Raw genomic sequence first — 24883 nt, 5'->3', positions numbered from 1 at the left:
AACCCCGCCTCAGTCGGTCAGGCCGTAGCCGACCTTGAACAGGTAGACGTCGACCGCGAGGACGACGGCCGTCAGCGCCGTGAGCACCCCCAGCGAAAGGACGGGGACGACCTCGGCGTAGGCCGCGGGGGCGAGCCTGAGGAAGTCGGAGTAGCCAAGCAGGCCGTAGCGGACGCCGTCGACCATGTAGACCATCGGGTTCAAAAGCGAGACGTACCGCCACGTCGGCGGCAGGATCGTCAGCGAGTAGAAGACCGCGCCGAAGAACACCAGCGGCCGGAGGATGAACTGGTTCATCACGGTGAGGTCGTCGAAGTCCCGCGCGACGAGGCCACCGATGATCCCGAAACCGGCGAACAGCGCCGAGATGACGACCATCGTCCCGACGAGGAAGAGCCCGTTCTCGACGCTGATGGGCACGAACAGCCGGCCCACGAGGGCGATGATGACGCCGACGATCAGCCCGCGGACGGCGCTGGCGGCGACGTAGGCGACGATCATCTCGAGGTACGACAGCGGCGAGGTGAGCGTCTCGTGGATGTACTCGTTCCACCGGCCGTGGAAGATCGAGAACGAGGCGTTCTCGAAGGCGTTCGAGATCGTTCCCAGCACGATGAGGCCGGGCAGGATGAAGAGGATGTAGTCGAAGCCGGCGATCCGGTCGATCCGGCCGCCGAGGATCACCCCGAACACCGCGAAGTAGAGCACGTTCGTGATCGCCGGCGGCATGAACGTGTTCTTCGGCCGGCGAACGAACCGCAGCACCTCGCGCCGGAAGAGCGCGCGCGCCCCGACGGTCCACATCAGGCGACCCCCTCCGTTCGTTCGGGCTCGGGTTCGGCCTCCTCGGCGGACTCGCCGGCTCCCGACCGCGTCACCGTCCGGTCCTCGCGGCGCGTGAGGTCGACGAAGATCTCTTCGAGCGACGTCCGCGAGATTTCGAGGTCGACGATCCCGTAGCCGGCGGCCTCGAGGTCGCGCAGCAGTCTCGGCGCGGTCGAGCCGCCGTCGTCGACGCGGACTTCGAGGCGGTCGCCGGCGACGGAGACGTCGTGGGCGTAGCCGTCGACGGCGGCCTCCACCGCCGCGGCCTCGGGCGACGATTCGAGGCTCACCGCGATCGTGTCCGTCCCGCGGCGTTTCAGTTCGTCGGGGGTCGCGACGGTCACCTTTCGACCCTCGTTGAGGATGGCGACGCGGTCACAGAGGCGCTCGGCCTCCTCGATGTAGTGGGTCGTCAGGAGGACGGTCGTCCCCTCGTCGTTCAACTCGGTGATCAGCTCCCAGAGGTCGCGGCGTAGCTGGACGTCGACGCCCGCGGTCGGCTCGTCCAGGATGAGCAGGTCGGGTTCGGTCACGAGCGCGCGGGCGAGCAGCAGGCGCCGTTTCATCCCGCCGGAGAGCCAGTCGAAGCGCTCGTCGCGCTTGTCGTAGATGCCGACGCGCTTGAGCGCCTCGTCGGCCCGGCGTGCGGCCTCCGCCTTCGGCACGCCGTGGTAGCCGGCCTTGTGCATCAGCACCTCCCGGATGGGGAAGAAGCGGTCGACGTTGAACTCCTGTGGGGCGAGGCCGATGGCATCGCGCGCCCGCCGGTAGTCGGTCTCGACGTCGTGGCCGAAGACGCGGGCCTCGCCGCCGGACTTGCGGACGAGGCCGACGAGCGTGTTGATGAACGTCGTCTTCCCCGCGCCGTTCGGACCGAGCAGCCCGAAGAACTCCCCGTCCTCGACCGAAAGCGACAGCCCGTCGAGCGCCCGGAGGTCGCCGTACTCCTTCACGAGGTCGACGGTCTCGATGGCCGGTGGCATCGAGTCGAGGTCGGCCACGGCCGCGGTTAAGGGTGTTGGACCGCCGCCTTACCGCACCGCGTCCGCCCGCGCCACCAGCGCCGCGACCCGCTCCTCGTCGACCGGCGCCGTCGTCTCGCCGCCCTCCTTGAGCGCCGTACCGACGATGGCTCCGTCCGCGACCGAGAGCAGGTCCTCGACGGTCCCCTCGCGGACCCCGCTGCCGACGAGGATCGGCGCGTCGAGGCCGGCCCGCTCGCGCGCCTCGACGAGGTCGCACACGGCGTCGACGTCGGTCGGCTCGCCGGTCCCGCGTCCGGAAACGATCGCGGCGTCGGCCAGCCCGCGCTCGACCCCGTCGACGAACGCCGCCGCGGGATCGGACGCGGCCGCCAGCGGTTCCGAGTGCTTGACGTCGACGTCCGCGAACACCGCGACGTCGGCGTCGAGGCGCTCGCGAAGGCGGATCGTCTCGTGGGCCCGCCCCTCGACGACGCCCTGGTCTGTCACCCGCGCGCCCGTGTGGACGTTGACGCGGACGAACGCGGCGCCGACGGCGGCCGCGACCGACACCGCCGCCGCGGCGTCGTTGCGCAGGACGTTGATCCCACGCGGGAGCGCGGTCGCGTCGGCGACCGCGGCCGCCGCTCGCGTCATCGACGCGACGGTGTGTTTGGGCACGTCGTCGGGGTGAAACGGCGCGTCCCCGAAGTTCTCGATCACGATCCCGTCGACGCCGCCGGCGGCGAGCGCCCGCGCGTCCGCGACGGCGAGCTCGACGACCGCGTCGAGGTCGCCGTCGTAGCCCGGACTGCCCGGCAGCGGACCGAGGTGGACCATCCCGAGGATCGGCTTCGGGGTGTCGAAGGTGGCTTCGAACTCCATGGCGCCCCCGTCGCGCCCCGGGCGGTAAGCGCTGGCGGACTCGCTCGCCGCTCACCGTCCCGCCGCGTCGCTCGGCGGATTACGGGCTCACGAAGCCCGGTTACCGGCCGCCTACCGCCCGCCGGGCGGAGGGTTGCCGGTTCGTAACTTTACCCGATCGCTTCGATACCGAACCAGATGGATGCTCTGACCGCCCGAAACGCCAGTCGCGACGTCGTCGAACCGTCACGCGAGACCGACCCGCCGGAGACCGTCCGACTGCTGGCGTCGAACCCCGACGCCGAGTTCGTCGACGACGGTTCGGCGGTCTGGCTCGTGGCCGCGGTTCCGGACCCGGGGGTGCGGGCGGCCATCGAATCGGGCGCGACCTTCGAGGACGTCCGCGACCGCCTCGTCGAGAGCGGCGGCGAGTTCAGCCTCGTGCGGGTGTCGACGGCCGACGGGCCGGCGGTTCGCGCCCACCGCGGGGTCACGTCGGGCTACGACGTCTTCTTCCTCCGGACGCCGACGGGGGAGGTCGTCGTGACGGACTGCTTCCGGGACGCGCTCGCCCACCTCCCGGTCGCCGACCGGACGGTGACCCGCGGGATCGTCGCCGACCACCTGCTCTACCGCACCACGCCCGAGGGGACGTACGTGGCGGAGGTCGACCGACTCGGCCACGGCGAGACGCTCCGCTGGGACCCCCCGGCCGCGCCCGAGCGCGAGGTGACCGAGTCGCTGTCGGCGCCGCGACGGCTCGACGCCGAGGGCGGCGTCCGCGCGCTCGACGCGGCGCTCGATCGCGTCACCTCGTACGGGTCGACGGAGGGACTGGTCACGATGCTGTCCGGCGGCGTCGACTCCACGCTCTTGCACACGTACCTGCCCGAGGGGACGCCGAGCGCGAGCGCCGCGTTCGAGACCCCCGAGTTCGAGTTCGAGGTCGAGTACGCCATGCGGGCGAGTTCGCTGCTCGGCACCGACCACGAACTGGTCACCGCGCTCGAACGCGAGTTCCCCGACCACCTCGAAAAAGCGATCGACGCGGTCGGGATGCCGCCCCACCAGCTACAGGTGCCGACGTTCGATCTCTGTTACCGGAACACCGGGTACGACGTCTACGTCAACGGACAGACGGCCGAGGGCCTGTACGGCCACGGCGCGGGTCTCGCCCGGACGGTCTGGCTGACCCGCCCCCTCCGGCACCTCCCCGCGATCCACCCGGCACAGCGGACCCACCGCCGGATGGCCGAGCGACTGTCCCGCTCGCCGTGGAACCCCCGCGGGGCGGCCCAGAAGCAGTCCCAGTACCCCCGTATGGCGCACGTGAGCGACTTCGCCCCCGACGAACTGCTCGAACGCCGACAGCTCCGCCGGCTCTCGTACGTCCGCGAGCGCGTCCCGCTCGTCGACGCCTCGGAGACGTTCGCGGCCCACCTCGACTGGGGCCACTGGATCCACCGCCTCTGTGACAACACGATCAACGTCTACCGCCAGCTGGCCAACGCCCGGGGGAAGGCGTTCCGCGCGCCGTTCGCCGCGCGGGCCGTCGCCGAGGCGGCGCTGGCGGTGCCGTCGCCCGACCGGTACGTCGACGGTCGCGAGGGGAAACCCATCCCGAAGGCGCTGCTCGGCCGGAAACTTCCCGACTACGAGACCTCGAAGCCGAAGGGCAACGGGAACCTGCCGGCCCAGCGGTTCCTCCGCGACGGGCCGCTGGTCGAGGTCGAGCGCCGGTACGACCTCCCCGCGTTCGCGCCCGTCGACGACTGGGAGACGGCCGTCGAGCGCTACCCCGGGATGGGGTGGGTGCTACTTAGCTGGGCCGTCTGGCGCGACCGCGTGCTGTCGAACGACGACCTCACGGTCTCCTCGCACGCGCGCTCGGTCGAGGTCGCGCTCTGAGGCGACCGGGCGCCGGCCCGTCAGGCCGGGAACGCCCCGTCGAGTTGCGTCTGCGCCACGATCCGTCCCTCGACCGCCTCGCCGAGGTCCTCGACGTCGGTCCCGGCCGGGAGGTCGAGCGTCGTCTCCAGCGCGAAGAGCTTGAACCGGTACCGGTGCTCGCGGTCCGGCGGGTTCGGCCCGCCGTAGCCGACCTCGCCGAAGTCGTTCGTCCCCTCTTCGGCGTCGTCGGGCTCCCACCCCTCCGGAATCTCGGTCGTCTCCGGCGGGACGTTCCACACCACCCAGTGGTCCCAGACCTTCCCCGCCGGTTCGATCGCGTCGGGGTCGTCGACGGCGAGCGCCAGCGACTCGGCCTCGTCGGGGACGCCCTCGATTTCCAGCGGCGGGTTGACGTTCTCGGCGTCGTAGCCGTACTTCTCGGGGATCCGTTCGCCGTGATCGAACGCCGGGCTCGTGAGCGTGAGTTCTCCCATCTGGGTCACCTCCCCTTTCGCGGGGTTGTCCCCGGCGCCGCCGGCCTCGTCGTCCTCGGACCCGTCGTCGCCCCGTCGCCACGTGCCGAGACAGCCGGCCGCGAGCGCGCCCGCTCCCGCGACCACCGTTCGCCGCGCGACGGCGCCGAGCGTGCCGGATCGCACGGTCGAACGTTCGCCCGCGAACCACGTATAACCCTGCGGTGGCCGTCACACGCTTATCCGCGAGCGTCTCGTACCGCCGGTGTGGACCGAAACGTCTGTGCCCTCGACCGAACCGCCCGCGTCGCGCTCGCGGCGCTACTGCTCGTCGTCGGCTACCGCACCCGCCGGCGGTGGCCGGGGACGCTCGCGTTCATCGCCGGCAGCGACCTGCTCGCGACCGCGGTCGTCGGTCGCTGTCCCGTCAACGCGCTGGTCGGGATCGACACCTGTCCCGACGCGTGAACCGCGGGCCACCAAGCTATACGTTCGCACGCCTCGAACGGGTCGGTATGCCGACGATCCGCTTTCGCGGTCGCGAGATCGACTGCGAGGAGGGAGAGATCCTCCGCGACGCGCTCCTTTCGGCCGGGGAGAGCCCGCACAACGGGTTCTCGGACGCGGCGAACTGTCGCGGACGAGCCACCTGCGGTACCTGCGCGGTCGCGGTCGCGGGAGACGTCGACGACCCCACGCCGGCCGAGCGCCGACGGCTCTCGTTGCCGCCCCACGACCCCGACGCCGGCCTGCGGCTGGCCTGCCAGACGCGCGTCGAGGGCGACGTCGAGGTGACGAAACACGGCGGCTTCTGGGGTCAGAAGGTCGAGGACTGACGGTTCAGGTCACGTAGCCGACGAGCGGGATCGGCCGCCGCGGCGTGGTGACCTCGTCGACCTGCGTCAGGACGAGGACGACGCCGAGGGCCGCGAGGAAGGCCGCGAACGCGAACGGCACGGCGAACCCCCAGGCGACCAGAAAGCCCGACAGCAACGGCCCGGCGGCGACGCCGAAGCCGAACGCCATCGTGAGCACGGACAGCGTCGACCCGGAGCGGTCCTCGGGGGCGAGGTCGCCCGCGAGCGCGAGCGCCGGCGCGAACACCATCGCCCCGGCCACGCCCTGCAGGAATCGCGCGGCGAACATCAGCCACGAGTCCGAGACGACTCCCCCGGCGAGCGCGAAGTCGGGGACGAGCCCCTGGGCGAGCGTCGTCGGCACCAGCAACACCGTCCCGAAGAGGATGAACGCCTTCCGGCCGTAGAAGTCGGTCGCGCGGCCGATCGGTGCCTGGAGGAAGATCTGGGCGAGGACGAACGCCGCGAACTGGAGGCCGAACATCTCGGGGCCCTGATCGAGTCTCGCGTTGACGATGTCCCCGAGGGTGGCGAAGACGGCGATGCCGACGGCCATGAAAAACGAGACGACGCCGAGGGCGAACACGGGGTCGAGCAGTTGCGCGCCGGTCCGGTCGAAGACGGCGATGCCGTCGAGGGCCGAGCCGTCGGTCTCGGTCGGTTCGACGTCCGGATCGCGGATGAGCGTCAGGACGAGCACGAACGCGAGCGTGGCGGTCGAGGCGGCGAAGTAGAAGGCGGCGTCGAAGCCGGTGATCGAGAGCGTCGTCCCGCCGAGGGGGATCGAGTACGGTCCCGCGGCGACCACCCCGCCGGCGGCGATGGGGCCGACCCCGAACCCGACGAGGCGGAACGTGTTGTACGTGCCCATGTTGCCGCCGCGGTTCTCCTCGGTGGCGAGGTCGTTGACGAGCGCGACCGTCGTGGGGATGATGAACGCGCCGGCGACGCCCTGTAACACCCGCAGGACGACGAGGTGCCAGTACGTCGACGCAAGCGAGTAGGAGAAACTCGCCACGGCGATGAGCGTGAGGCCGAACAGGACGAAGACCTTGCGCCGTCCCGTGCGGTCGGACAGGCGTCCGGTGAACGGCTGGAGCGGGCTGTTGACCAGCCCGAAAATCGAGAGGACGAACCCGGTGATGAACACCTCCGTCAGCCCGAACGTCTCGCCGGTGACGAAGTCGCTGGCGATGAAAAGCGGCAGAACGACGATGAGAAACGAGTTGCCGACGGACTCCGACATCCGTGCGAGCGCGAGCGCGAGCACCTGCGGATTGACGCCCAGTCGGTTTCTCATCGGTGGGAGGGTCTGACGGGTACGTTCGTGCGTCGGTCCGCGAACCGATCCATGTCGGGCGGATGGCCCGGCCGACCAATATTGTTGTGATAGCGGCGGCCCCTTCGGGCGACCCCTCGAAACGCGCTATATCAAACTCGCACCCTCGTTCTATTTACATGTCAAATGAAATAAGTAAAGATAAAATAGTTCCGTTCGTATTGTGTGAAGAATGCCAACTGGAATCGACGCGAAACTGTCGAGGATCGCCGCGTACGTGGGGGGCATCGCTCGACGGCGAGCCGTCGGGGACGACGGCGATGCGTCGAGCGTCGCCGCCCTCGATCGGCGCTCGACGCGCTGCTTCGAGTCGGGAGGGACGGACCGCGAGCGATCGCCCGCGGCCGGCGCCGGGTCGCGGCGCGTGCTGACCGACGGTGGCACCGTGACGAACACCGACGACGACCGCCGGCAACGCGACGAGCGGATCGCCAACCTCGAAGCCGCGATGGACGGTGCGGAGCGGACGCTCGAATCGCTCGAAGCGGACACCGAGGAACTCGGCCGTAGCCTCGCGTCCGTCCGGGAACACGTCTCGACGCTCGACGCGTACGGCTCGAAGACCATGAGCGCGGTCGCCTCGCTCACCGAACGGGTCGACGAACTCGAAGAGCGTGAGGGCGAGCGGGCCGACCCCGAGGCGCTCGACCGACTGCAGCGGGACCTCGACTCGCTCGCGTCACGGCTGGCCGGGACCGCGTCCGAGTCCGACGTCGAGCGCGTCGAAACCGACGTCGAGCGCGTCGAAACCGACGTCGAGCGCGTCGAAACCGACGTCGAGTCGATCACCGACCGGATCGAGGCGCTCGACGACTCGCTCGCGGACCTCGACGACCGCCTCTCGACGAGAGCCGAGCGCGAGTACGTCGACGCGCAACTCGACGCGCTCACGTCCGTGATCGACGAGGTCGACGCCTCGGTGCGCGACCTCGAAGCGGCGGCGGGGGCAGACGTCGACCCGGCGACCGTCGAGGCCCTCGAAGCCGACGTCGACGCGCTGTCGGACTCGCTCGCGGACCTCGACGACCGCCTCTCGACGAGGGCCGAGCGCGAGTACGTCGACGACCGACTCGCCGACCTCGAAGACGTGGTCGACGCCGTCGACGGCAGCGTCGAGGATCTCGAGGCCGAACTGGCGTCGCTCGCGGAGACCGTGTCGTCGGTCGAGGCGGCCGCGGACGCGCCGACCGCCGAGGGACCGTCGCCGGCCGACGTCGAGGCCCTCGACGACGACCTCGAAACGCTGCGGGGCGACGTCGAGCGGCTGACCGACGACGTCGAGGCCTTGGCCGCCGACTACGAGTCGGTCCGCGAGACGGCGGTCGACGAGTCGGATCTGGCGGCGGCGACCGACGGACTGGCCGACGCGGAGCGCCTCCGGGACCTCGAGGAGGCGTTCCGGATGGTCGCCCACACGGTCGACAACCTCGAAAGCGCGGTGTCGACCCGTCTCGACCGCCTCGACGCGCTCGTCGAGGCGGGCGCGGACGAGCGCGGCGACGACGACGCGGCGGCGTCCGACGACCTCGACGCGCTCGAACGCCGCGTCCGCGAGCGATTCGAGGCGATCGACGCCGAACTGTCGACTCTCGACGGGAACGTGGAGGCGGTCCGCGACTCCGTCGAGGCCCTCTCCGCGCTGGAACGGTCGGTCGAGTCGACCGACGAGTCCGTCCGGGCCGTCGAGGCGGAGGTCGGGACGATCCGCGAGGAGTTCGAGACGGTACGCGGGCGGGTCGACGCGATCGAAACGCGAGTCGCCGAGATCCAGGACGGGGCCGACGACCCCGCCGCGGTCGCCGACCTCGCCGCGACCGTCACGGACCTCCGGACGACGGTCGAGCGCCTCGACCGCGAGTCCGCGGACGTGGCGTCCGTGTCGGCGCTCCGGGAGGAACTGGCCGAGACCCGTCGGACCGTCGAGGACGTCGAGGCGACCGTGTCGGACCTCGAACCGTTCGTCACGGACCTCCGGTCGGACGTGGACACCCACCAGCGCCAGTTGGAAGCGGTCGCGGCCGAGCTATCGGATCTCGAGACCGACCCGGCGCCGGACGACGACCTCGAGGCGGCCATCGACGAGGTCGAGGCGCGTCTCGACGTGATCAACGGCAAACTCGAGTCGGACCTCAAGACCCTCCACCTCGAAGTCGCGGACCTCCGCGAGCAGACGGAGGCCGGCGACCGGAACCTCCTCAAGCGGATGGTAAACGACGACGTCTTCGGGCTGGTGGTGGTGGCGTTCGTGACCATCACCGCCGTCGGCGCGACGATGGCGTTCTTCGACGGCCAGCACGCGCTCGCCGCGGTGTTCGCCGCCGTCCCGATCGTGACTCTGCTGGGGTCGCACCTCCTCCTCTCCCGGCAGTCGGGGCCGGCCTGAGCGGGGAGCGTGGCGTCGGCCGCGTCCCCGCCCCGGCGACGGCCCGACGCGCGACGGGGATTATTACCGCGGCTGTGATACTACGCACCGTGATCGTCGAGACGTCCAGCCAGCGCCGGCGACCCGTCCCGTTCGGCGGGCGTCGCGTCCAACCGCGCGAGCCGCGGCCGCGAGGTCGGTGACCCGATGTCCGTCCACGTCGACCTCGACCTCGTGGCGCTCGTCGCGGCCATCGTCGGCCTCGGCGTCGGGGCCCAGTTCCTCGCCGCGAAGTACCGCGTCCCCAGCGTGCTGTTTCTCATCGTCGCGGGCGTCGCCGTCGGCCCCGAGGGCCTCGGCATCGTCACGATCGACACCTTCGGCGCGGCGCTCTCGACCATCGTGGGCGTGAGCGTCGCAATCATCGTCTTCGAGGGATCGTTTCGGCTCGAGTTCGAGACCGTCCGGACCGCGCCGCGGGCGATCGGACGGCTGGTCACGATCGGCGCGGCGCTTACGTTCGTCGGGACCGCGCTGACCGTTCGGCTCCTGCTCGGCGCGAGCTGGGACGTCGCGTCCCTCGTCGCCGCGTTGCTGGTCGCGACCGGGCCGACGGTCATCACGCCGATTCTCGCGGTGGTCTCCGTCCGCGAGGCGGTCGCGACGACTCTCGAAACGGAGGGGATCGTCAACGACGTCACCGCCGCGATCCTCGCGATCGTCCTCTTCAAAGCGATGACGGCCCGCGAACTCGCGCCGCGGGGGTACGTCCTCCTGTTCGTACAACGGCTCGGGATGGGGATCCTCACCGGTCTCGCGATCGCGGCCGTCGTCTGGTACCTCCTCACCCGGGTCGACCTCCCCGACGAGGCGGCGCCGCAGACGGCCCGGTTGCTCGTGCTGGCCGCGGCCGTCGTCGCGTTCGCCATCGCGGACTCGGTGTTCTCGGAAGCCGGCATCGCGGCCGCGGCGACTGCGGGGGTCACCCTCGGGAACCTCGATCTCCCCCACCGAGAGAGCATCCTCCAGTTCAAGCGAGACGTGACGCTGCTGGTCCTCTCGTTCGTGTTCATCTCGCTTGCGGCGCTGCTCGAGTTCTCGGAACTCCGCTCGCTCGGCGTCGCCGGCCTCGCGGTCGTCGCGGTGGTGGCGCTCCTGCTCCGCCCGCTGAGCGTCTTCGTCTCGACGACCGGCACGGGGTTCTCGGTCCGCGAACGGCTGTTCGTCAGCTTCGTCGGCCCCCGGGGGATCATCCCGGCGTCGGTCGCGACCCTCTTTGCCATCCGCCTCCGGACGGACACGCCCCCGTCCGATCCCGCGGGCGCGGACGTCCTGCTCGGGACGGTCTTCCTCGTCATCCTCGTGACGGTCGTCGTCGAGGCGGGCTTTGCGAGACGGATCGCGGCCGCGCTCGGGGTGATGACGGAGGAGTGAGGCAGGCCGGATGCAGGCGAGGGCGGGCGCGGGCGAGTTACAGCGACGGAGACCGGCCCGTTACTCCTCGTCCTCGGCGACGGTGCCGGCGACGTAGCCGGAGACGTCGCCGTAGCTCATCGCGACCGCCAGCGCGAGGGCGATAGCGAACACGACGAGCGTCGAGACGGCGTTCAGTTCCGGGGCGTCGAGCTGTCTGATCCGGCTGAACATCCAGATGGTGAGGACGTCCGTGTTCGGCCCCGTGAGGAACAGCGCGCGGATGTAGTCCTCGAACGACCGGATCCACGCGAACAGGAAGCCCGCGCCCACCGCCGGCGCGATGACCGGGAGCGTGACGTCCCGGAACGTGGTGATGGGGTCGGCGCCGAGGTCGCGGGCGGCCTCCTCCAGGGACTCGTCGAAGGTGTACAGCCGGGCGCTGACGATGAGCAACACGAACGGAAGCCCGTACAGCGAGTGTGCAAGCACCACCGTCAGGAAGCCCGGCAGGATCCCCAGCAGGTTCTGGAAGTAGATGCGCAGCGCGACCCCGAGGATGACGCCGGGGACGACCATCGGGATGATGCCGAAGGTCCGGTACAACTCGCGAAGCTTGAACCGGTAGCGGGTGATGGCGAAACTCGCGAGCACGCCCAGCACCGTCGCGATGGACGCCGCCGTCGTGGCGATGACCATGCTCCCCCGGAGGGACGACCACATCGACGACGACCCGACTGCGAGCCGGTAATTCTCCAGAGTCAGCCCCTCGAACGGGAAGATGGTGGTCGCGTTCTCCGCGAACGAGAGGAAGATCATGATCGCCAGCGGTATCCAGAGGAACGCGACGAGCAGGGCCGCGACGAGGTACAGCGTGCCGGACAGCAGCCGTTCGCGGAGCCGATAGTCCAGTAGCCGCCGACCGGCGAGGGACCCGGTGCCGTCGGTCGTCCCGGGCGCCTCGGTGGGTTCGGTGTCCGTCGCCATCTACGCGCCCCCCAGATCCTCGATGCTGACGTACCGGAACGCGAGCACCATCGCCGCGACGATGGAGACGAGCACGAACATCGAGGCGGCGCTGGCGTAGCCGATGGAGTAGGTTCCGTTCACCCGATTCTCGATGAGGATGCCGATCATCTGCAGTTTCCCCTGCGCGAGGAACCGGGGCGTGATGAAGGCCCCGACGCTGGGCACGAACACGAACAGGCTGCCACCGACGATACCGGGCGCGGTCAGGGGAACGATGTGGTCGCGTACCACCTCGACGCGGGACGCCCCGAGGTCGCGGGCGGCCTCGACCAGCGAGAAGTCCAGGCCGTCGAGGCTGGCGTACAGCGTCAGCAACATGTAGGGGAAGTACGCGTGGGTCAGCCCGACGACGGTCGCGAGGATGCCGTAGTTGAACAGCTCCAGTGGCTCGTCGACGAGTCCGATGGTCAGCAGCGTGCTGTTGATGACCCCGCCGGGGCCGAACATCAACACCCACGAGTACGCCCGCACGAGGTACATCGTGAAAAACGGCAACAGGACGAGGAAGATGACGACCTTGAACACGCGGCCGCCCCGGCGCGCCAGCAGGTACGCCAGTGGAAACGCCAGGACCAGACACAGCAGCGTCGAGACGGTCGCGATGGCGTAGGAGAGCCACAGCGCCTTGAAGAACGGCGTCTGCCAGATCGGACCCTGGCCGGCGAACAGCGCCCGGTAGTTGTCGAGCGTCGGCTCGGCCAGGATCTGGTAGGTCTGGCTACTGACCTCCAGGAAGCTGACCACCACCATGAACGTCAGCGGCGCCAGCAGCAGCAGGACGATCCACGTCCCGCCCGGCCCGACGGTCACTCCGAGGCGACCGCCGGGGCTGCTCAGCACCCTGACGACGGTCGCTCGCGTCGTCTCGTCGCGATCGGGTGTGGCCATCTACGCGGACTTGACCTCCTCCCAGGTCGACTCGTAGGTGTCCTGGACGTCGCTGGCGATGTCCTTGAACGGAATCATCCCGTCCAGCCGATCGGGCTCGATGGAACCGAACAGCTCGTTCTCGTCGTCGTCGAGCAGGTCGGCGACGTCGGGGTTGCAAGACGGCGAGTAGCCCGCACGCGCGAGCGAGGCGCCGTTCTCCGGAGCGATGAACTCGTTGATCACCTCCCAGGCCGTCTCCTTGTTGTCGGAGGCCGCGGAGACGACCGCCGTCTCGTACCACGCCATCGCGCCCTCGCGGGGCACCACGAACTCCGCCCAGTCGTCGCCCTGCGTCCACATCTCGACGACCTCGTTGCGGCCGGAGTGGCCGACCAGGAAGTTGCCCTGCTGGAACTCCTGGATGAACGTCGGGTCCGACGAGATGTACCCCTGCAGGCGGGACTTCTGTTCGGTGAGGGTGTCCCGGATGTCGTTTAACTGGTCCTCGGAGAAGTCCATCACGTCGCTCTCGGTCAGCGCGTCCTCGTAACCCAGATACAGCGCCGCCACGGGGACGGTCTTGGCGGCCTCGTCGTACATGATGACCTCCCCGTCGAGATCCGCGTCGACGTAGTCCTCCTCGAACATGATGTCGTAGCTGGGTTCGTGCTCGGGGACCTCGCGGGTGTCGTAGGCGTACCCGTACCAGCCGAACCGGACCGGGACGCCGTAGGCCTCCCCGTCGGCGGTGAACTGGTCGTCGACGAACTGCTGGAACTTGTCGTACAGCGAGTCGAAGTTGCTCACGACGTCCTCCTGTACGGGCGCGACGAGATCCGCGTTCATGAACCGCGGCACCAGATTGTTGTTCGGCACCGCGATGTCGAACTGTTCGCTCTGGCCGGAGTTCCACTGGGAGAACATCTCCGTCGACGACGTCGACGGCGTGATCTCGATGTCGACGTCGAGGGTGTCCTCGATGTTCTCCTCCATCTCCTCGAACTCCTCCCAGGTGATGATGTTGATCGTCGCTCGTCCGCCTCCGTCGATGACGTTAGAGATACAGCCCGCCGTGGCTGCGATCGACGTGGCCCCTGTCGCTGCGAGGTACGACCGCCTGTTTACCGTTCGAGAACTACCAGTCGTCTCGCTCCGCTCGACGTTCTCGTCAGCCGACCCCGTGTCACGGTCTGACATGGGTTGAACGTACATCGCAAAATATTAAAAACTATTCCAGACCCGTGTCGTCGCGAAGTGAGATCCACGTCGTCGATACGTTGGCTCGGCGACGTCCCACCGTGTGGGGCGACGCCGCGCGAAGCGTCGAGCGACGTCGTCGCGACCGCTCAGAACACCACTGGCGCTCCTTCGAGAACGTCGACGCCCGTCTCCTCCCCGGTTTCGACGGACGTCTGTCGGCCCTGAACGACGACCTGCAACTCGTCGACGTTCGCGTTCGGATCGACGACGTAGTTCGTCTGGTCGCCCTGGAAGTATCGCTCGGCGACGGTGCCCCGCAGGGCGCCGTCCGGTGTGATTTCGAAATCCTCCGGGCGGACGGAGACGGTCACGGATCCGGAGTGGCCGTCTGCGGGCACCGTGAAGCCGTCCGGGCCGCCGACCTCGACGACTTTCCGGCCGTCGACCTCGCGGACCTCTCCGTCGAACAGGTTGGTGTCCCCGATGAACTCCGCGACGAACTCCGTCGCCGGGTCGCGGTAGATCGCCTCCGGCGGGCCGATCTGCTCGATGCGGCCCTCGTTCATCACCGCGATGCGGTCGCTGAGCGTCATCGCCACCTCCTGATCGTGGGTGACGTAGAAGAACGATCCCTGGGTCCGCTCGTGGATGCGCCGCAGTTCGACCTGCATTCGTTTGCGGAGTTTGCGGTCGAGACTCGACAGCGGCTCGTCGAGCAAGAGCACGGACGGCTCGTTGATGAGCGCCCGCGCCAGCGCGACCCGCTGTTGCTGGCCGCCGGAGAGTTCGCCGGGGTCGCGGTCCTCGAACCCCTCGAGATCGACCAGCCCCAGGAACTCCGAGACGCGCTCGGCGCGCTCCTCGGCGGGCACGCCGTCTTTCTTCAGTCCGTACCCGACGTTCTCGCCGACGGTCATGTGCGGAAACAGGGACAACCGCTGGAACACCTGGTTGGTGTCCCGCGCTTCCGGTGGGACCGCCGACATCGGCCTGCCGCCGATACGGATCTCGCCGCGGGTCGGCCGCTCGAATCCACTTATCATCCGCAGGGTCGTCGTCTTCCCGCTCCCGGAGGGCCCCACGAGAGTGAAAAACTCCCCCCGGCGCACGGAGAAGTCGACGTCGTCGACGGCGGTCACGTCGTCGAACCGCTTGGTGATGCCGTCGAGTTCGACCAGCGTTTCGCCCGTACTCATGCGGGTGTGTTCCCTATTCTCCATCATTAATCTGCCGTCGGTCCGGACTGATCCGCCGCCGTGATCGCCGAACGAGGCTCTCTGGCGGTTCGCTACGCCCACCGGTCGGAACGTTCGACCGAGCGACTGCGCCACGGAACACCTACACGTTCGTCACCGACGCGGGCTCCGGGACGGCGTGCGTAACTCGACTGTCCGGCCACGTGGCCCCTCACCAGTTCGGTCGGGGGCTTTTGTCGCTCACGTGCCAAGCGACCACGAGCCGAGGCATGGTCACCCCGCTGACGAACCGACCGATTCTGGGCCGCGCCGTGAGACCTCTCTTCGCCCTCGTGACCGTCACCACGGTCGGGATCGTCGGGTACGTGCTGCTCGCGGGGGTCGGGCTGGTGGAGGCGACGTTTTGGCTGGTCGATCTGACGAGCATCGAGTTGCACTTCCAGGACCACGCCGGTCCCGAGCGGGCGACGAAAGCCTTCGCGGTCGCGGTGCGGATCGGGATCATCCTCTCGAGCCTGTGGATCGGCGAGACGGTCCTGTCGGCGGCCTTCGGCGGTCAGATTACGGAGGAACTCAAGCACATGCAAACGGAACGACGGATCGAAGACCTATCGGACCACGTCATCATCTGCGGGTACGGAATCTTCGGGCGCACCCTCGCCGCGCAACTGCGCGACGACGGCCACGACGTCCTGGTGATCGAACTCGACCAGGCCGAATTCGACCGCATCGGTGACGCGACGCTCGCCGTCCGGGGCGACGCCCGCCGCGAGGACGTCCTCGAGCGAGCCAACGTCGCGAGGGCGGCGGCTCTCGTCGGAGCCATCGACGACTCGAACGCGAACATCCAGATCGCCATCACGGCGAGTCAGCTCTCGCCGAACCTGCAGGTGATCGTCCGCGTCGGCGACGAGATGTACGAGTCCGTCGCCCGGCGCGCCGGCGCTGACGAGGTCGTCATCCCGGAAGTCATCAGCGGCGATACCGTCAGTGAGTGGCTCTGATCCACGGTTGGAAGCAGACGCCGAAGCACGCTCTCCGTTTCGGCTGGGAGCAGTCCGTCCCGATTCGAATCCGCCCGGATGGGTTTTGCTGCTCGCGGAGTTGCTCGCAGTAGAAATGCCGCCTCCCGGATTTGAACCGGGGACAGCTCGATCTTCAGTCGAGTGCTCTCCCAGTCTGAGCTAAGGCGGCCCACCTCTACCTCCGGCGATGGTACAAAAAAGGATTTCGAATGCGAGCCGCGAGGCGGGTCCGGTCCCCCCCGGGTCGTCACGTCCACTTACTCGACGGTAACGAGGTGCATACTCGCCGCCGAGAGTCGGACGCGGCGTGCTGTCGGAATCGTAGATTTTCAAGACACCCTTTTCCGCGTCGGCGGCGAATTCCGTGTTATGGAGACGCTTACCACGAGTCAGGAGGGGCGGGAACTGACCGCTGACACGATCCTCGAGTTGCTGGCGAACCGCCGCCGGCGCTACCTGCTCTACGCGCTTCGCGGCCGCGACGGGCCGATCGAACTCTCGCGGCTCGCCGAAACCGTCGCGGGGTGGGAACACGACGTCCCGCCGGAGGACGTGGCCAAGAACGAGTACAAGAGCGTGTACGTCTCGTCGGTCCAGTGTCACGTCCCGAAACTCGCGGACGCGGGCGTCGTCGACCACGACGCGGACAACCACTCCGTCGTCCTCTCGGAGAACTTCGACCAGCTAGAACCCTACCTCCGGCTCGTCGTGAAAGACGAACCCGAGAACTCGACGCTGCGGGCCGCCCTGCAGGCCGAGTCCGAGGACAGCCTCATCCGACAGATCCGCGCCCGCCTCAAGCAGTGAGCGCGGCCGCCTTCCGACCGCGCCCGACCGGCCCCTCGTCGCGTCCTCCTTCTGCCGTTCGCGGACCGCCGTCCGACCGCTTTCGAGCCGGCGGCTCGGCACTGACCCCCGCGGTAGCCACCCCTCGACGCCCGTCGCGCCGCCCATCGCGGCCGTCGTCGCTCGCCCGTTCTCCCCGACGCCCCCGTCCACCGCGTCCGGACTCGTGGACTCAACCCCTCGGCGCCCGTACCCGGTAACGCGTGGTCCGGGTCGGCGCCGACGCCGACCGCCACGACACCGATCCAGCACATGAGCCACAGCTACCCCGTCGTCGGCGCGGACGTGATGTCCACCACGATCGTCTTCGAGACGGTCGCGGACGGACTCGATGCGTTCGCCGACGAGACCGACAGTCCACTGGCTGACCCGAACGCGACTGACCGATCGACGCCGTTCGTCCTGACGACACGGCCGACCGAGCCCGACTACCCGCACGTGATCGTCGAAGCGGCCGAGACGTCGGGCGACCCCCTCGATCACGCGGAGGACGTGTTTCAACACGAGTTCACGGTCCGGGTCTCGACGCTCGCCGAGACGGCGGAGACGGCGCTCGACCTGGCCGACGGCGTTCGGGCGTGGGTGCTCCGCGAGGCCGACGGCGACCTTCGGGCCGCCGGCTTCGCCGAACCGGAATTCGACGGGCGCGACGAGACGTGGGAGGACCACGTCCGGGTGGCCGACGGCGTTCACCACTGGGTGACGGACGTGACCGGGCTGGTCCACGCCGAGTACGGGGCGAGCGACGCGTGAGCGAGCGACGGACGTACCGGCTGAAAGACGGGATCGACCGCGTCGTTCGCTCGGGCCTCGTCGTCGACGCCCGCGACGCGACCGTCGAGGCGTACCCGGACGTGCTGGACGCACACGACGACGTCCTCGAGGCGGTCGACGACGCCTCGGGGGTCGACGACGGAACCGGCGAACAGCGATCGACGACCGACACCGACTCCGAGACTGCATGAGCGACATTCGTTACGCCCTCGCTAACCGCGGCGGGCTGGTCTACGGTATCGAATCCAACCACTACCAGAAGAGCGCGAGCATCGACACCTCGCCCGGGATCACGTACGCGGACATCGACCCGCCGAACCCGAACGAGCACACGGCGATGGCCCACGGCGGAACCGGCCGCTCGGTCTTCGTCAACAGCCCCGACGAGAAAGACTACGAGTTCGACGTGCCCGTGATCGTCCACGACGAGAACGCGCCGTTCGAACTCGCGCTTGGGTCGCGCACCGTAACCGACCAGACCGACTACACCGAGGTGCTGTTCGAGGAGCAGAACCGACTGCCGACGGCGACGTTCTCGTACTTCCACGAGGACCTCGACTTCGTCGCCTCCTACATCGGGAGCAAGGCGTCGCTCGACGTCGAGTGGGACGAGGAAGACCCCCTCGAAGCGACGTTCAGCGTCACGTCGGCCGCCCTCGAAGCGTCGTTCGGCGCCGACGCGCCCACGGCCTCCGACCCCTCGCAGGGCGTCTCGCCGTACCGCGCCCACATGGCCGGCGACGTGACGCTCTCGTCGCCGGACGACGGCGGCGTCGTCGCGGAACTCGCGACAGTCACCGGCGGTTCGCTCTCGTGGGACAACGGCCTCGAACCCCAGCACCACGGCGGCGAGGCCGGCCGGGAGGCGTACGCCGTCGCGGAGACGACCGCCGCGGACGGCCGCTACGACTGGACGCTGACGATGAACGTCACCGACACCGCCCTGTTCCAGCGCGCCTACGAGAACGCCGAACCGGTCGACGTCGAGATCCCGTTCGTCCGCGGATCGAGCGGGGACACGTGGACCGACGCCGTGATCCTCCGGGGCAAGCGCTGCGTGATCACCGACGCGCCGATCGGCGCGCCCAGCGAGGGCGTGATCGAGAGCGACGTCCAGTTGCTGCCCGAGTCGACCGAGATCGAGGTGCGGGTGCCGAACTGATGACGGGCGACGACGCTTCCGCGACCGAGGACGACTCGGCCGCGACCTGGGACGAGGTCAAACGACGCGAGAACCGGAAACGACAGGCGACGAAGACGTTCGTCCTCGAGTACCCGGACGGCTTCGAGGCGGTCTTCGAGTACCGGATGGTCGAGGACATCGGCGCCATCGCACGCGAGCACACGACCCGGACGCCGACGCGGTCGGGACAGGACCCCGAGGTCCGGATGACCGAGGATCAGGAGTGGGCCTTCGCGGCCGACCTCTTCCAGGAGGCGATCGTCTCGGCCCCGGAGGGGTTCTCGCCGACCGAGCGGGAACTCCGCGAGGGGCTCACGAAGCCGGTCGTCGACGAGATGGTCGAGGCCATCCGGGACTTCGCAACGCTCGACGAGGAGACGCGGATCAAGTTTCGCTAGGTGGGGATATGGCAAGAACACCGTGTCGTTCGACGAACGCTGGCACTACGTCGTCCTCGAGGACCACCTGCTCTGGTCGGAACTCGGGTGTCCGATCGACGTGCGCGACCTGCCGCGGCCGATGCAGCGGGCACACCTCGCCATCCTCGAGGGGAAAAACGAGCGCAGACGCGACGAACGCGAGAAGAACGAACGCGAGGCGAGGAAAGCGCGCCGGACCGGCGCCGGCTCTCGCGGCGGCTACCGGGGGTAACGACTGATGGCGGAGGTACGTGAGGTCGCCGTCGAAGTCGCGGTGACGGGAGCGAAGGGGGCGGCCGGCGCCGTCGAGGGGCTCCTGGAGACGGTCGACGAGGCGACGGGTACCGTCGACACCGCGCTCGGCACGGTCGAGGAGTGGAACGACTCGCTTGCGGACGTAGCGGCGACCGCGGAGGAGACATCCGAGTCGCTCGGATCCGGTATCGACACGGCCCAGGAGTGGAACGACTCGCTGGCCGACACGGTCGGCGCCGGGGACGAGGTCTTCGCGACGATCGACTCCGGCCTCGGCACGGTCGAGGAGTGGAACGACTCGCTGGCCGACGCGGCGGCGATGGGCGCCGACGCCTCCGAGACGATCGGCTCCGGCGTCGACACGGTCGGGCAGTGGAACGACTCGATCCAGACCGCCGCGTCCGTCGGGGCCGACGGGTTCGAGTCCCTCTCGACGGGCGTCGACCTCGTGGGCTCTGCGGCGCGATCGGCGGGGATGGCCCTCAACGGGCCGTTGCTGCTCGCCGTCCTCGCCATCGTCGCGGTAGCGATCGTCGCCTACGCGGTCTGGGAGTCGAACTTTCTCGGCATCCGTGATATCGTCCTCGACGTCACCGAGACGATCCGGACCGTCCTCTCGGGCGCGCTCGAGACCCTCCGGGTGCGGATCACGACGTTCGTGACCGTCGTCACGACGCTCTGGTCGGAGGTGTTCGGGCCCGTCATCACCGAGACGGTGACCGTCGCGTTCGGACTCGTCAAGGCGATCGTCGGGACCTACGTCGACGCCATCCTCACGACGATCCGGGCCGCGCTCGCGCTCCTGCGGGGCGACTGGAAGGAGGCGTGGAACCTCATGGCCGGCTTCCTCGAGCGCTCGGCCGAGCGGTTCCGGAGCGCCGCCCGTGCCGTCGCCGGCCGGGTCAGGGGCGTCTTCACCGACCTCGTCCAGTCGTCCGCCGGGTGGGGGAAGGACATCCCGGGGACCATCGCCAACGGGGTCCGGAACGCGCTGAGCGACCTGACGAACGCGATGACGGACCTCGGGAGTCAGGCGGCCGACGCGTTCCGCGACGCGTTCAACGACGTCGTCCCGTCGAGCGTCGGCCTCCCGTCGAAGACCGTCAGCGTCCCGGAGCCGATCGGCGGCTCCGTGACCGTCGGCGGCGGGTCGATGGACCTCCCCCGGCTCAGACACGGCGGCTACGTCGATCGCGGCGGCCTCGCGCGGTTGCACGCCGGCGAGATGGTCGTCCCCGCGGCGCAGGTCGCGCCCGACAGTCCGCCGGCGGCCGGCGGCGGCACCACCACGGTCGTCTTCGAGTCCGGCGCCGTTCAGGTCGACGGCGCCGGGTCGCCGCGGCGGACCGCCGACCGGACCGCCGAGGAAGTGAGCGAGACCATCCAGAGCGAGTTCAGCGAGAGGCGATAGTATGACGAGCTACGACGAGATCCGACTCGAAGCGCCGACCGGCGAGTACCCCGAGCGCGTCGTCGCCTACTTCGCGCCGACGTTCGAGGTGACGCCCCAGCACAGCAACGACCCGTTCGAGTCGGCCCGCGGCGGCGACCGGGCGGGCATCGTCCGCGACAACGGGCTCTGGCAGTCGAGCGTCTCGGTGCACGGGACGTTCCACCACTCCGATCACGTCCCGCCCGCGTTTCGCGACGCGCTCCAGCAGCTGTTCGGCCAGCAGACGGTGACGCCGACGGACCAGATCAACCGGCTGGTCGAGAGCGCCGTCTACGCCGAGCCCGGCCACTACCACTTCTACCACAACGAGAACGAGTACACGGCCGAGTACGACGGCGACGTCGACGTCGCGAACAACGTCTACCCGGCCGTCGTCGTCCAGAAGCTACAGGTCCCCGAACAGGGCGAGACGAGCGGCGTCCGGGCCGACTTCCAGGTCGAACTCGGCGTCGGCGTGCGCCGGGCGTCCGCGCCGGAGGTGACGGACGGGTGAGCGTCCGCTGGCACCTCGTCAAGGGCGAACTCACCGACCCCACGGCGATCGAGGACGAGGCGGACGCCGCCCTCGAACGGGTCTACGTGCGCGACGCGATCGGCCCGTTCGCGAACAAAGCCGAGGTGGTGCTCGACGACGAGGGCGGTACGAAGCCGGCGGAGTACCCCCGTCCGACGACGGTCGAACTCCACGTGGAGGTCCCGGGGGCCGCGGAGCCGATCCGGCGGTTCGCGGGATTCGTCCAGGATCACGCCACCGACCGCAACGAGACGACGCTTACGATCCTGAGCCACGACTTCTGGATCCGCAAGGCGACGAGCGTGTACGCCGACTTCGACGCGGTCGCGGTGACCGACATCCTCCAGGAACTCGTCGAGTTCGAGACGCCGCTCGTGTGGGACGGGACCCTCGTCGAGGTCGAAAACGACGAGGAGATCACGAGGCGGTGGACCGGCGACGTCCTCGAACGGATCTTCGAGGAGCTACAGGTCGTCTCCGGCGGCGACGAGTTCTTCGGCGCGACGTTCGACCGCGAGTTCGTCTTCCGGCCGCTCGAGGACGACACCGCGTCCCGGTCGTTCGACACCGACGAGTACTTCGACACCGAGTGGACCGAAGACGGGAAACACGCCGCGAACCGGGCGATCGTTCGGTACGGCAGCAGCGGCCAGCAGGCCGTCCTCGCCAAGAACGACCGGTCGAGGCAGCGCGAACTGCAGGACGAACTCGGTGCCGAGAGCCCGGTCAAGGTTCCGGTCCAGGAGAACCGGCCGGAGATCGAACGTGAGGACCGCGCGCGGGACAAGGCGCGTCAGCTCCTCGACGACCGCTCCGAGCTACGGACCGGGACGATCGAGACGTGGGGCGCGTTCGAGGTCGAGCCGGGACAGCTCGCGTCGGTGGCCGATCCCGACCAGGGGATCGACGACGACTTCCGCGTCGTCCAGATCGAGTACGAGTGGCCGGCGGGCAACCCGCCGACGACCGTCACGGTCGCCGACGCGGCGCTCGACACCGTCGACGAACTCGTCGATCTGACCGACACGGTCAGGCGCCTCGAATTGCGCAATGCAGACCACGAGGCGCCGTTTCTGGAGACGCTCGACGAACGCGTCGGGGCGACCCTCGAGGTGACGACGTCGGTCACCGCCCGCGGGTTCGGCGACGCCCGGTTCACCGCCGGCTTCGGCCGCGACGAACCCGGCTTCGACCGTTCGACCGCCGGCCTCGACGTCGACGTGCGCGAGTCGACCGCCGACCGGGCCCGGGTGACGAACGCGGCGCTCGACGCCGTCCGGGACGTCTGGCAGGGGGCCGACCCCGAACCGATCACCGGACTCCCGATCGGCAGCGGCGACGCCACCCCGTCCCGGTCCGACACCGAACTCGACGACCCCGTGACGACGCTGTCGCCGTCGGTCGCGTCGCTGGACGGCGGTGCCGTCCAGTGGCGCGCCGACGCCCGCCTGACCGACGACGCGACGCTTCGCGAACTGGGCGTCGAGAACACCGCCCTCTACGCCCGGGTCCGACTGCCCGAAGACGTCGAGGTGCCGGCGGGGACGCCGCTCGACGTCTCGCTGCGGATCGCCGTCGACACCGACGCGGAGTTCCTCGGCACGGTCGAGGCCGCCGGCGCCGACGCGGTCCGCGACATTCTCGCCGCCGACGACCCCGCGACGCCGACGGGCGTCCGGTTCGTCGCCGACGCCTCCGACGACGTCGACGTCCCGTTCGACGACGGCCGCACGCGGACCCGCGGGACCGGTCGAATCGACCTCGTCGGCCGCCTCCAGGCGGACACCATCGACGCCAAGACGATCACCGGCATCGCACAGATCGACGCCGACGGGACGGAACTGCTCCGGAACGACTTCTCGCCGATCGAGGTCGTCGACTTCGACCTCGAGGCCACGCACAGAACCAGCTTCAGCAACCCATGACACGCAACACGTACGAGGACGGTAAACCGTTCAGCACCGCCGCGCTCAACGCACAGAAACACGCCCACCGACGCGAAGGCGTCGTCGCCGGCGCCGGCGACGAACTCGCGCTGTCGACGGGCACGGGCGCGTTCGAAGTAGACGTCGCCGCCGGCACGGTCGCGCTCGGCGGCGCGACCGTCGGCGTCGACGCGCAGACGGTCGACCACGTCGACAGCGACGCGACCGACCGGGTCGACCTCGTGACCGTCGACGACGTGGGGACGGCGGCGGTCGTCGCGGGGACCCCGGCGACCGAGCAGGACGCCGACGGCAACGACCTGCCGAAGGCGCCGTCGATCCCCACGGGCGAGGTCGCCGTCGGCGCGGTGTACGTCCGCGCCGGCAGCGACGAGATCCTCGCCGGCGACCTGTACGACGGGTACAAGACGGTGATCGCTGACTACGCGCTACAGAACGAGGCGGTCGCGTTCGACACCGCCGACGTGTCAAGCGGCCTCGTCGTCCCGGTCGGGACCGACCAGTACGTGGTGGAGTGATCCGGGATGGCACGACCGGGGTCTCTCTGGGTAGACGGGAACGAACTCCACTTCGTCGACAGCGACGGCGTGCAGTGGTACTACGAGGGCGAGGGCGTCGAGAGCGTCGCCGACGGAGCCCCGGGCTCGGTGTGGATCGACGGCGACTGGCTGTACTACGTCTCCGAGTCACAGGAGAAGCGGCGACTCCCGCGTGACGTGTCCGACAGCGTCTCGAACGTGAAAACCGGCAGCGTCTGGATCGAGAATTCGCACGTCAGGTACGTCGATCCGACGGGAGAGGACGTTCGGGCCGGCATCGAAGAGCACGACGACACCGAGCACTCGAATTCGGGCCACGACGACCACTACGACAACAGCGGTCACGACGACCACTACGACAGCGGCCACGACGACCACTACGACAATTCAGGCCACGACGACCACTCCGACTCGGGCCACGACGATCACACCGACACCCACAACGACAGCGGGTTCGGGGATCTCTCGGGCCACACGAACTCGGGTCACGACGACCACTCCGACTCGGGCCACGACGACCACTCCGACTCGGGCCACGACGACCACTACGATACCGGCCACGACAACCACTACGACAGCGGTCACGACAACCACTCGGACGCCGGAACGGACCATGACGATCACACGAACTCTCCGATGGAGGCGTAGC

General features: G+C 69.2%; 26 protein-coding genes and 1 tRNA gene. 17 read left to right on the top strand and 10 right to left on the bottom strand.

From position 1 onward, the window contains the following. Positions 1 to 9: 9 nt before the first annotated feature. The 3 genes from NKG98_RS11610 to NKG98_RS11600 are packed head-to-tail and all read right to left on the bottom strand — an operon-like array spanning position 10 to position 2672. A complete protein-coding gene (locus tag NKG98_RS11610; protein WP_254766082.1) occupies positions 10 to 804 on the bottom strand; it encodes an ABC transporter permease in 795 nt (264 codons plus the stop codon). Then, on the bottom strand, positions 804 to 1808 hold the full coding sequence (locus NKG98_RS11605) for an ABC transporter ATP-binding protein (protein WP_254766081.1): 1005 nt from the start codon (positions 1806 to 1808) through the stop codon (positions 804 to 806). Before NKG98_RS11605 ends, NKG98_RS11610 begins: the two co-directional genes overlap by 1 nt. Before the next feature lie 48 nt (positions 1809 to 1856). Beyond that, on the bottom strand, positions 1857 to 2672 hold the full coding sequence (locus NKG98_RS11600; protein ID WP_254766080.1) for a BtpA/SgcQ family protein: 816 nt from the start codon (positions 2670 to 2672) through the stop codon (positions 1857 to 1859). Positions 2673 to 2849: 177 nt separating this feature from the next. Here NKG98_RS11600 and NKG98_RS11595 point away from each other — a divergent pair, with 177 nt between their 5' ends. After that, positions 2850 to 4559 (top strand): asparagine synthase-related protein, encoded by a 1710-nt coding sequence (locus tag NKG98_RS11595; RefSeq protein WP_254766079.1) that lies wholly within the window; start codon positions 2850 to 2852, stop codon positions 4557 to 4559. Between the two features lie 20 nt (positions 4560 to 4579). On the opposite strand, the gene NKG98_RS11590 is transcribed toward NKG98_RS11595, so the two are convergent. After that, complete coding sequence (locus NKG98_RS11590) at positions 4580 to 5035, bottom strand: YbhB/YbcL family Raf kinase inhibitor-like protein (RefSeq protein WP_254769466.1); 456 nt, start codon at positions 5033 to 5035, stop codon at positions 4580 to 4582. Positions 5036 to 5281: 246 nt separating this feature from the next. Here NKG98_RS11590 and NKG98_RS11585 point away from each other — a divergent pair, with 246 nt between their 5' ends. Further along, entirely contained in the window at positions 5282 to 5482 is a 201-nt protein-coding gene (locus tag NKG98_RS11585) for a YgaP family membrane protein (RefSeq protein ID WP_254766078.1), read from the top strand. 47 nt (positions 5483 to 5529) lie between these two features. Then, entirely contained in the window at positions 5530 to 5850 is a 321-nt protein-coding gene (locus tag NKG98_RS11580) for a 2Fe-2S iron-sulfur cluster-binding protein (RefSeq protein ID WP_254766077.1), read from the top strand. A 4-nt stretch (positions 5851 to 5854) separates the two neighbouring features. Here the strand turns inward: NKG98_RS11580 and NKG98_RS11575 are convergent, their stop codons facing one another. Continuing rightward, positions 5855 to 7171 carry an MFS transporter gene (locus NKG98_RS11575; protein ID WP_254766076.1) on the bottom strand — a complete coding sequence of 439 codons (1317 nt, stop codon included), beginning with the start codon at positions 7169 to 7171 and terminating at the stop codon, positions 5855 to 5857. 211 nt (positions 7172 to 7382) lie between these two features. On the opposite strand from NKG98_RS11575, the gene NKG98_RS11570 reads away from it, so the two are divergent. Beyond that, the gene (locus NKG98_RS11570) at positions 7383 to 9593 is read left to right on the top strand and encodes a hypothetical protein (RefSeq protein WP_254766075.1); all 2211 of its coding nucleotides are present in this window, start codon (positions 7383 to 7385) and stop codon (positions 9591 to 9593) included. 186 nt (positions 9594 to 9779) lie between these two features. Next, positions 9780 to 11006 (top strand): cation:proton antiporter, encoded by a 1227-nt coding sequence (locus tag NKG98_RS11565; RefSeq protein ID WP_254766074.1) that lies wholly within the window; start codon positions 9780 to 9782, stop codon positions 11004 to 11006. A 60-nt stretch (positions 11007 to 11066) separates the two neighbouring features. On the opposite strand, the gene NKG98_RS11560 is transcribed toward NKG98_RS11565, so the two are convergent. The 4 genes from NKG98_RS11560 to NKG98_RS11545 all read right to left on the bottom strand — a co-directional run bounded on the left by NKG98_RS11560 (position 11067) and on the right by NKG98_RS11545 (position 15280). Beyond that, positions 11067 to 11972 carry an ABC transporter permease gene (locus NKG98_RS11560; RefSeq protein ID WP_254766073.1) on the bottom strand — a complete coding sequence of 302 codons (906 nt, stop codon included), beginning with the start codon at positions 11970 to 11972 and terminating at the stop codon, positions 11067 to 11069. After that, positions 11973 to 12902 (bottom strand): ABC transporter permease, encoded by a 930-nt coding sequence (locus NKG98_RS11555; protein ID WP_254766072.1) that lies wholly within the window; start codon positions 12900 to 12902, stop codon positions 11973 to 11975. After that, the gene (locus NKG98_RS11550; RefSeq protein WP_254766071.1) at positions 12903 to 14081 is read right to left on the bottom strand and encodes an ABC transporter substrate-binding protein; all 1179 of its coding nucleotides are present in this window, start codon (positions 14079 to 14081) and stop codon (positions 12903 to 12905) included. A 149-nt stretch (positions 14082 to 14230) separates the two neighbouring features. After that, positions 14231 to 15280 (bottom strand): ABC transporter ATP-binding protein, encoded by a 1050-nt coding sequence (locus tag NKG98_RS11545; protein ID WP_254766070.1) that lies wholly within the window; start codon positions 15278 to 15280, stop codon positions 14231 to 14233. Positions 15281 to 15549: 269 nt separating this feature from the next. Here NKG98_RS11545 and NKG98_RS11540 point away from each other — a divergent pair, with 269 nt between their 5' ends. Then, positions 15550 to 16284 carry a potassium channel family protein gene (locus NKG98_RS11540; RefSeq protein ID WP_254766069.1) on the top strand — a complete coding sequence of 245 codons (735 nt, stop codon included), beginning with the start codon at positions 15550 to 15552 and terminating at the stop codon, positions 16282 to 16284. 116 nt (positions 16285 to 16400) lie between these two features. Here the strand turns inward: NKG98_RS11540 and NKG98_RS11535 are convergent. Beyond that, positions 16401 to 16474: transfer RNA gene (locus NKG98_RS11535), tRNA-Phe, on the bottom strand. A gap of 200 nt (positions 16475 to 16674) precedes the next feature. Here NKG98_RS11535 and NKG98_RS11530 point away from each other — a divergent pair. The 11 genes from NKG98_RS11530 (at position 16675) to NKG98_RS11480 (ending at position 24882) form a co-directional block, all read left to right on the top strand. Further along, positions 16675 to 17112 carry a DUF7344 domain-containing protein gene (locus tag NKG98_RS11530; RefSeq protein WP_254766068.1) on the top strand — a complete coding sequence of 146 codons (438 nt, stop codon included), beginning with the start codon at positions 16675 to 16677 and terminating at the stop codon, positions 17110 to 17112. A 291-nt stretch (positions 17113 to 17403) separates the two neighbouring features. Beyond that, positions 17404 to 17904: a hypothetical protein gene (locus NKG98_RS11525; RefSeq protein WP_254766067.1), complete on the top strand. Its 501-nt coding sequence runs from the start codon at positions 17404 to 17406 to the stop codon at positions 17902 to 17904. Beyond that, positions 17901 to 18116 carry a hypothetical protein gene (locus NKG98_RS11520; protein WP_254766066.1) on the top strand — a complete coding sequence of 72 codons (216 nt, stop codon included), beginning with the start codon at positions 17901 to 17903 and terminating at the stop codon, positions 18114 to 18116. Before NKG98_RS11525 ends, NKG98_RS11520 begins: the two co-directional genes overlap by 4 nt. Next, positions 18113 to 19087, top strand: a complete 975-nt coding sequence (locus NKG98_RS11515) for a phage tail tube protein (protein ID WP_254766065.1) — start codon at positions 18113 to 18115, stop codon at positions 19085 to 19087. Before NKG98_RS11520 ends, NKG98_RS11515 begins: the two co-directional genes overlap by 4 nt. Beyond that, positions 19087 to 19506, top strand: coding sequence for a hypothetical protein (locus NKG98_RS11510; protein WP_254766064.1), 420 nt, complete (start codon positions 19087 to 19089; stop codon positions 19504 to 19506). The genes NKG98_RS11515 and NKG98_RS11510 overlap by 1 nt, the downstream gene beginning before the upstream one ends. A gap of 22 nt (positions 19507 to 19528) precedes the next feature. Beyond that, positions 19529 to 19759: a hypothetical protein gene (locus tag NKG98_RS11505; RefSeq protein WP_254766063.1), complete on the top strand. Its 231-nt coding sequence runs from the start codon at positions 19529 to 19531 to the stop codon at positions 19757 to 19759. 6 nt (positions 19760 to 19765) lie between these two features. Then, complete coding sequence (locus NKG98_RS11500; protein WP_254766062.1) at positions 19766 to 21193, top strand: phage tail family protein; 1428 nt, start codon at positions 19766 to 19768, stop codon at positions 21191 to 21193. A gap of 1 nt (position 21194) precedes the next feature. Then, a complete protein-coding gene (locus NKG98_RS11495) occupies positions 21195 to 21728 on the top strand; it encodes a hypothetical protein (protein ID WP_254766061.1) in 534 nt (177 codons plus the stop codon). After that, positions 21725 to 23674, top strand: a complete 1950-nt coding sequence (locus tag NKG98_RS11490) for a hypothetical protein (RefSeq protein WP_254766060.1) — start codon at positions 21725 to 21727, stop codon at positions 23672 to 23674. The genes NKG98_RS11495 and NKG98_RS11490 overlap by 4 nt, the downstream gene beginning before the upstream one ends. Continuing rightward, entirely contained in the window at positions 23671 to 24213 is a 543-nt protein-coding gene (locus NKG98_RS11485; protein ID WP_254766059.1) for a hypothetical protein, read from the top strand. The genes NKG98_RS11490 and NKG98_RS11485 overlap by 4 nt, the downstream gene beginning before the upstream one ends. A gap of 6 nt (positions 24214 to 24219) precedes the next feature. Beyond that, entirely contained in the window at positions 24220 to 24882 is a 663-nt protein-coding gene (locus NKG98_RS11480) for an MSCRAMM family adhesin SdrC (RefSeq protein ID WP_254766058.1), read from the top strand. Position 24883 lies beyond the last annotated feature (1 nt).

This window comes from Salinilacihabitans rarus (genome assembly GCF_024296665.1).
Taxonomy (GTDB): domain Archaea; phylum Halobacteriota; class Halobacteria; order Halobacteriales; family Natrialbaceae; genus Salinilacihabitans; species Salinilacihabitans rarus.
The sequence above is the reverse complement of the archived record's forward strand: the minus strand, read 5'-3'. Positions and strand labels throughout refer to the sequence as shown.

Excerpts from the sequence above, each read along its gene's own strand:
- NKG98_RS11610 (WP_254766082.1), bottom strand. The coding sequence starts at position 804 with ATGTGGACCGTCGGGGCGCGCGCGCTCTTCCGGCGCGAGGTGCTGCGG.
- NKG98_RS11605 (WP_254766081.1), bottom strand. The coding sequence starts at position 1,808 with ATGCCACCGGCCATCGAGACCGTCGACCTCGTGAAGGAGTACGGCGAC.
- NKG98_RS11600 (WP_254766080.1), bottom strand. The coding sequence starts at position 2,672 with ATGGAGTTCGAAGCCACCTTCGACACCCCGAAGCCGATCCTCGGGATG.
- NKG98_RS11595 (WP_254766079.1), top strand. The coding sequence starts at position 2,850 with ATGGATGCTCTGACCGCCCGAAACGCCAGTCGCGACGTCGTCGAACCG.
- NKG98_RS11590 (WP_254769466.1), bottom strand. The coding sequence starts at position 5,035 with ATGGGAGAACTCACGCTCACGAGCCCGGCGTTCGATCACGGCGAACGG.
- NKG98_RS11580 (WP_254766077.1), top strand. The coding sequence starts at position 5,530 with ATGCCGACGATCCGCTTTCGCGGTCGCGAGATCGACTGCGAGGAGGGA.
- NKG98_RS11575 (WP_254766076.1), bottom strand. The coding sequence starts at position 7,171 with ATGAGAAACCGACTGGGCGTCAATCCGCAGGTGCTCGCGCTCGCGCTC.
- NKG98_RS11570 (WP_254766075.1), top strand. The coding sequence starts at position 7,383 with ATGCCAACTGGAATCGACGCGAAACTGTCGAGGATCGCCGCGTACGTG.
- NKG98_RS11565 (WP_254766074.1), top strand. The coding sequence starts at position 9,780 with ATGTCCGTCCACGTCGACCTCGACCTCGTGGCGCTCGTCGCGGCCATC.
- NKG98_RS11560 (WP_254766073.1), bottom strand. The coding sequence starts at position 11,972 with ATGGCGACGGACACCGAACCCACCGAGGCGCCCGGGACGACCGACGGC.
- NKG98_RS11555 (WP_254766072.1), bottom strand. The coding sequence starts at position 12,902 with ATGGCCACACCCGATCGCGACGAGACGACGCGAGCGACCGTCGTCAGG.
- NKG98_RS11550 (WP_254766071.1), bottom strand. The coding sequence starts at position 14,081 with ATGTCAGACCGTGACACGGGGTCGGCTGACGAGAACGTCGAGCGGAGC.
- NKG98_RS11545 (WP_254766070.1), bottom strand. The coding sequence starts at position 15,280 with ATGAGTACGGGCGAAACGCTGGTCGAACTCGACGGCATCACCAAGCGG.
- NKG98_RS11540 (WP_254766069.1), top strand. The coding sequence starts at position 15,550 with ATGGTCACCCCGCTGACGAACCGACCGATTCTGGGCCGCGCCGTGAGA.
- NKG98_RS11530 (WP_254766068.1), top strand. The coding sequence starts at position 16,675 with ATGGAGACGCTTACCACGAGTCAGGAGGGGCGGGAACTGACCGCTGAC.
- NKG98_RS11525 (WP_254766067.1), top strand. The coding sequence starts at position 17,404 with ATGAGCCACAGCTACCCCGTCGTCGGCGCGGACGTGATGTCCACCACG.
- NKG98_RS11515 (WP_254766065.1), top strand. The coding sequence starts at position 18,113 with ATGAGCGACATTCGTTACGCCCTCGCTAACCGCGGCGGGCTGGTCTAC.
- NKG98_RS11510 (WP_254766064.1), top strand. The coding sequence starts at position 19,087 with ATGACGGGCGACGACGCTTCCGCGACCGAGGACGACTCGGCCGCGACC.
- NKG98_RS11500 (WP_254766062.1), top strand. The coding sequence starts at position 19,766 with ATGGCGGAGGTACGTGAGGTCGCCGTCGAAGTCGCGGTGACGGGAGCG.
- NKG98_RS11495 (WP_254766061.1), top strand. The coding sequence starts at position 21,195 with ATGACGAGCTACGACGAGATCCGACTCGAAGCGCCGACCGGCGAGTAC.
- NKG98_RS11485 (WP_254766059.1), top strand. The coding sequence starts at position 23,671 with ATGACACGCAACACGTACGAGGACGGTAAACCGTTCAGCACCGCCGCG.
- NKG98_RS11480 (WP_254766058.1), top strand. The coding sequence starts at position 24,220 with ATGGCACGACCGGGGTCTCTCTGGGTAGACGGGAACGAACTCCACTTC.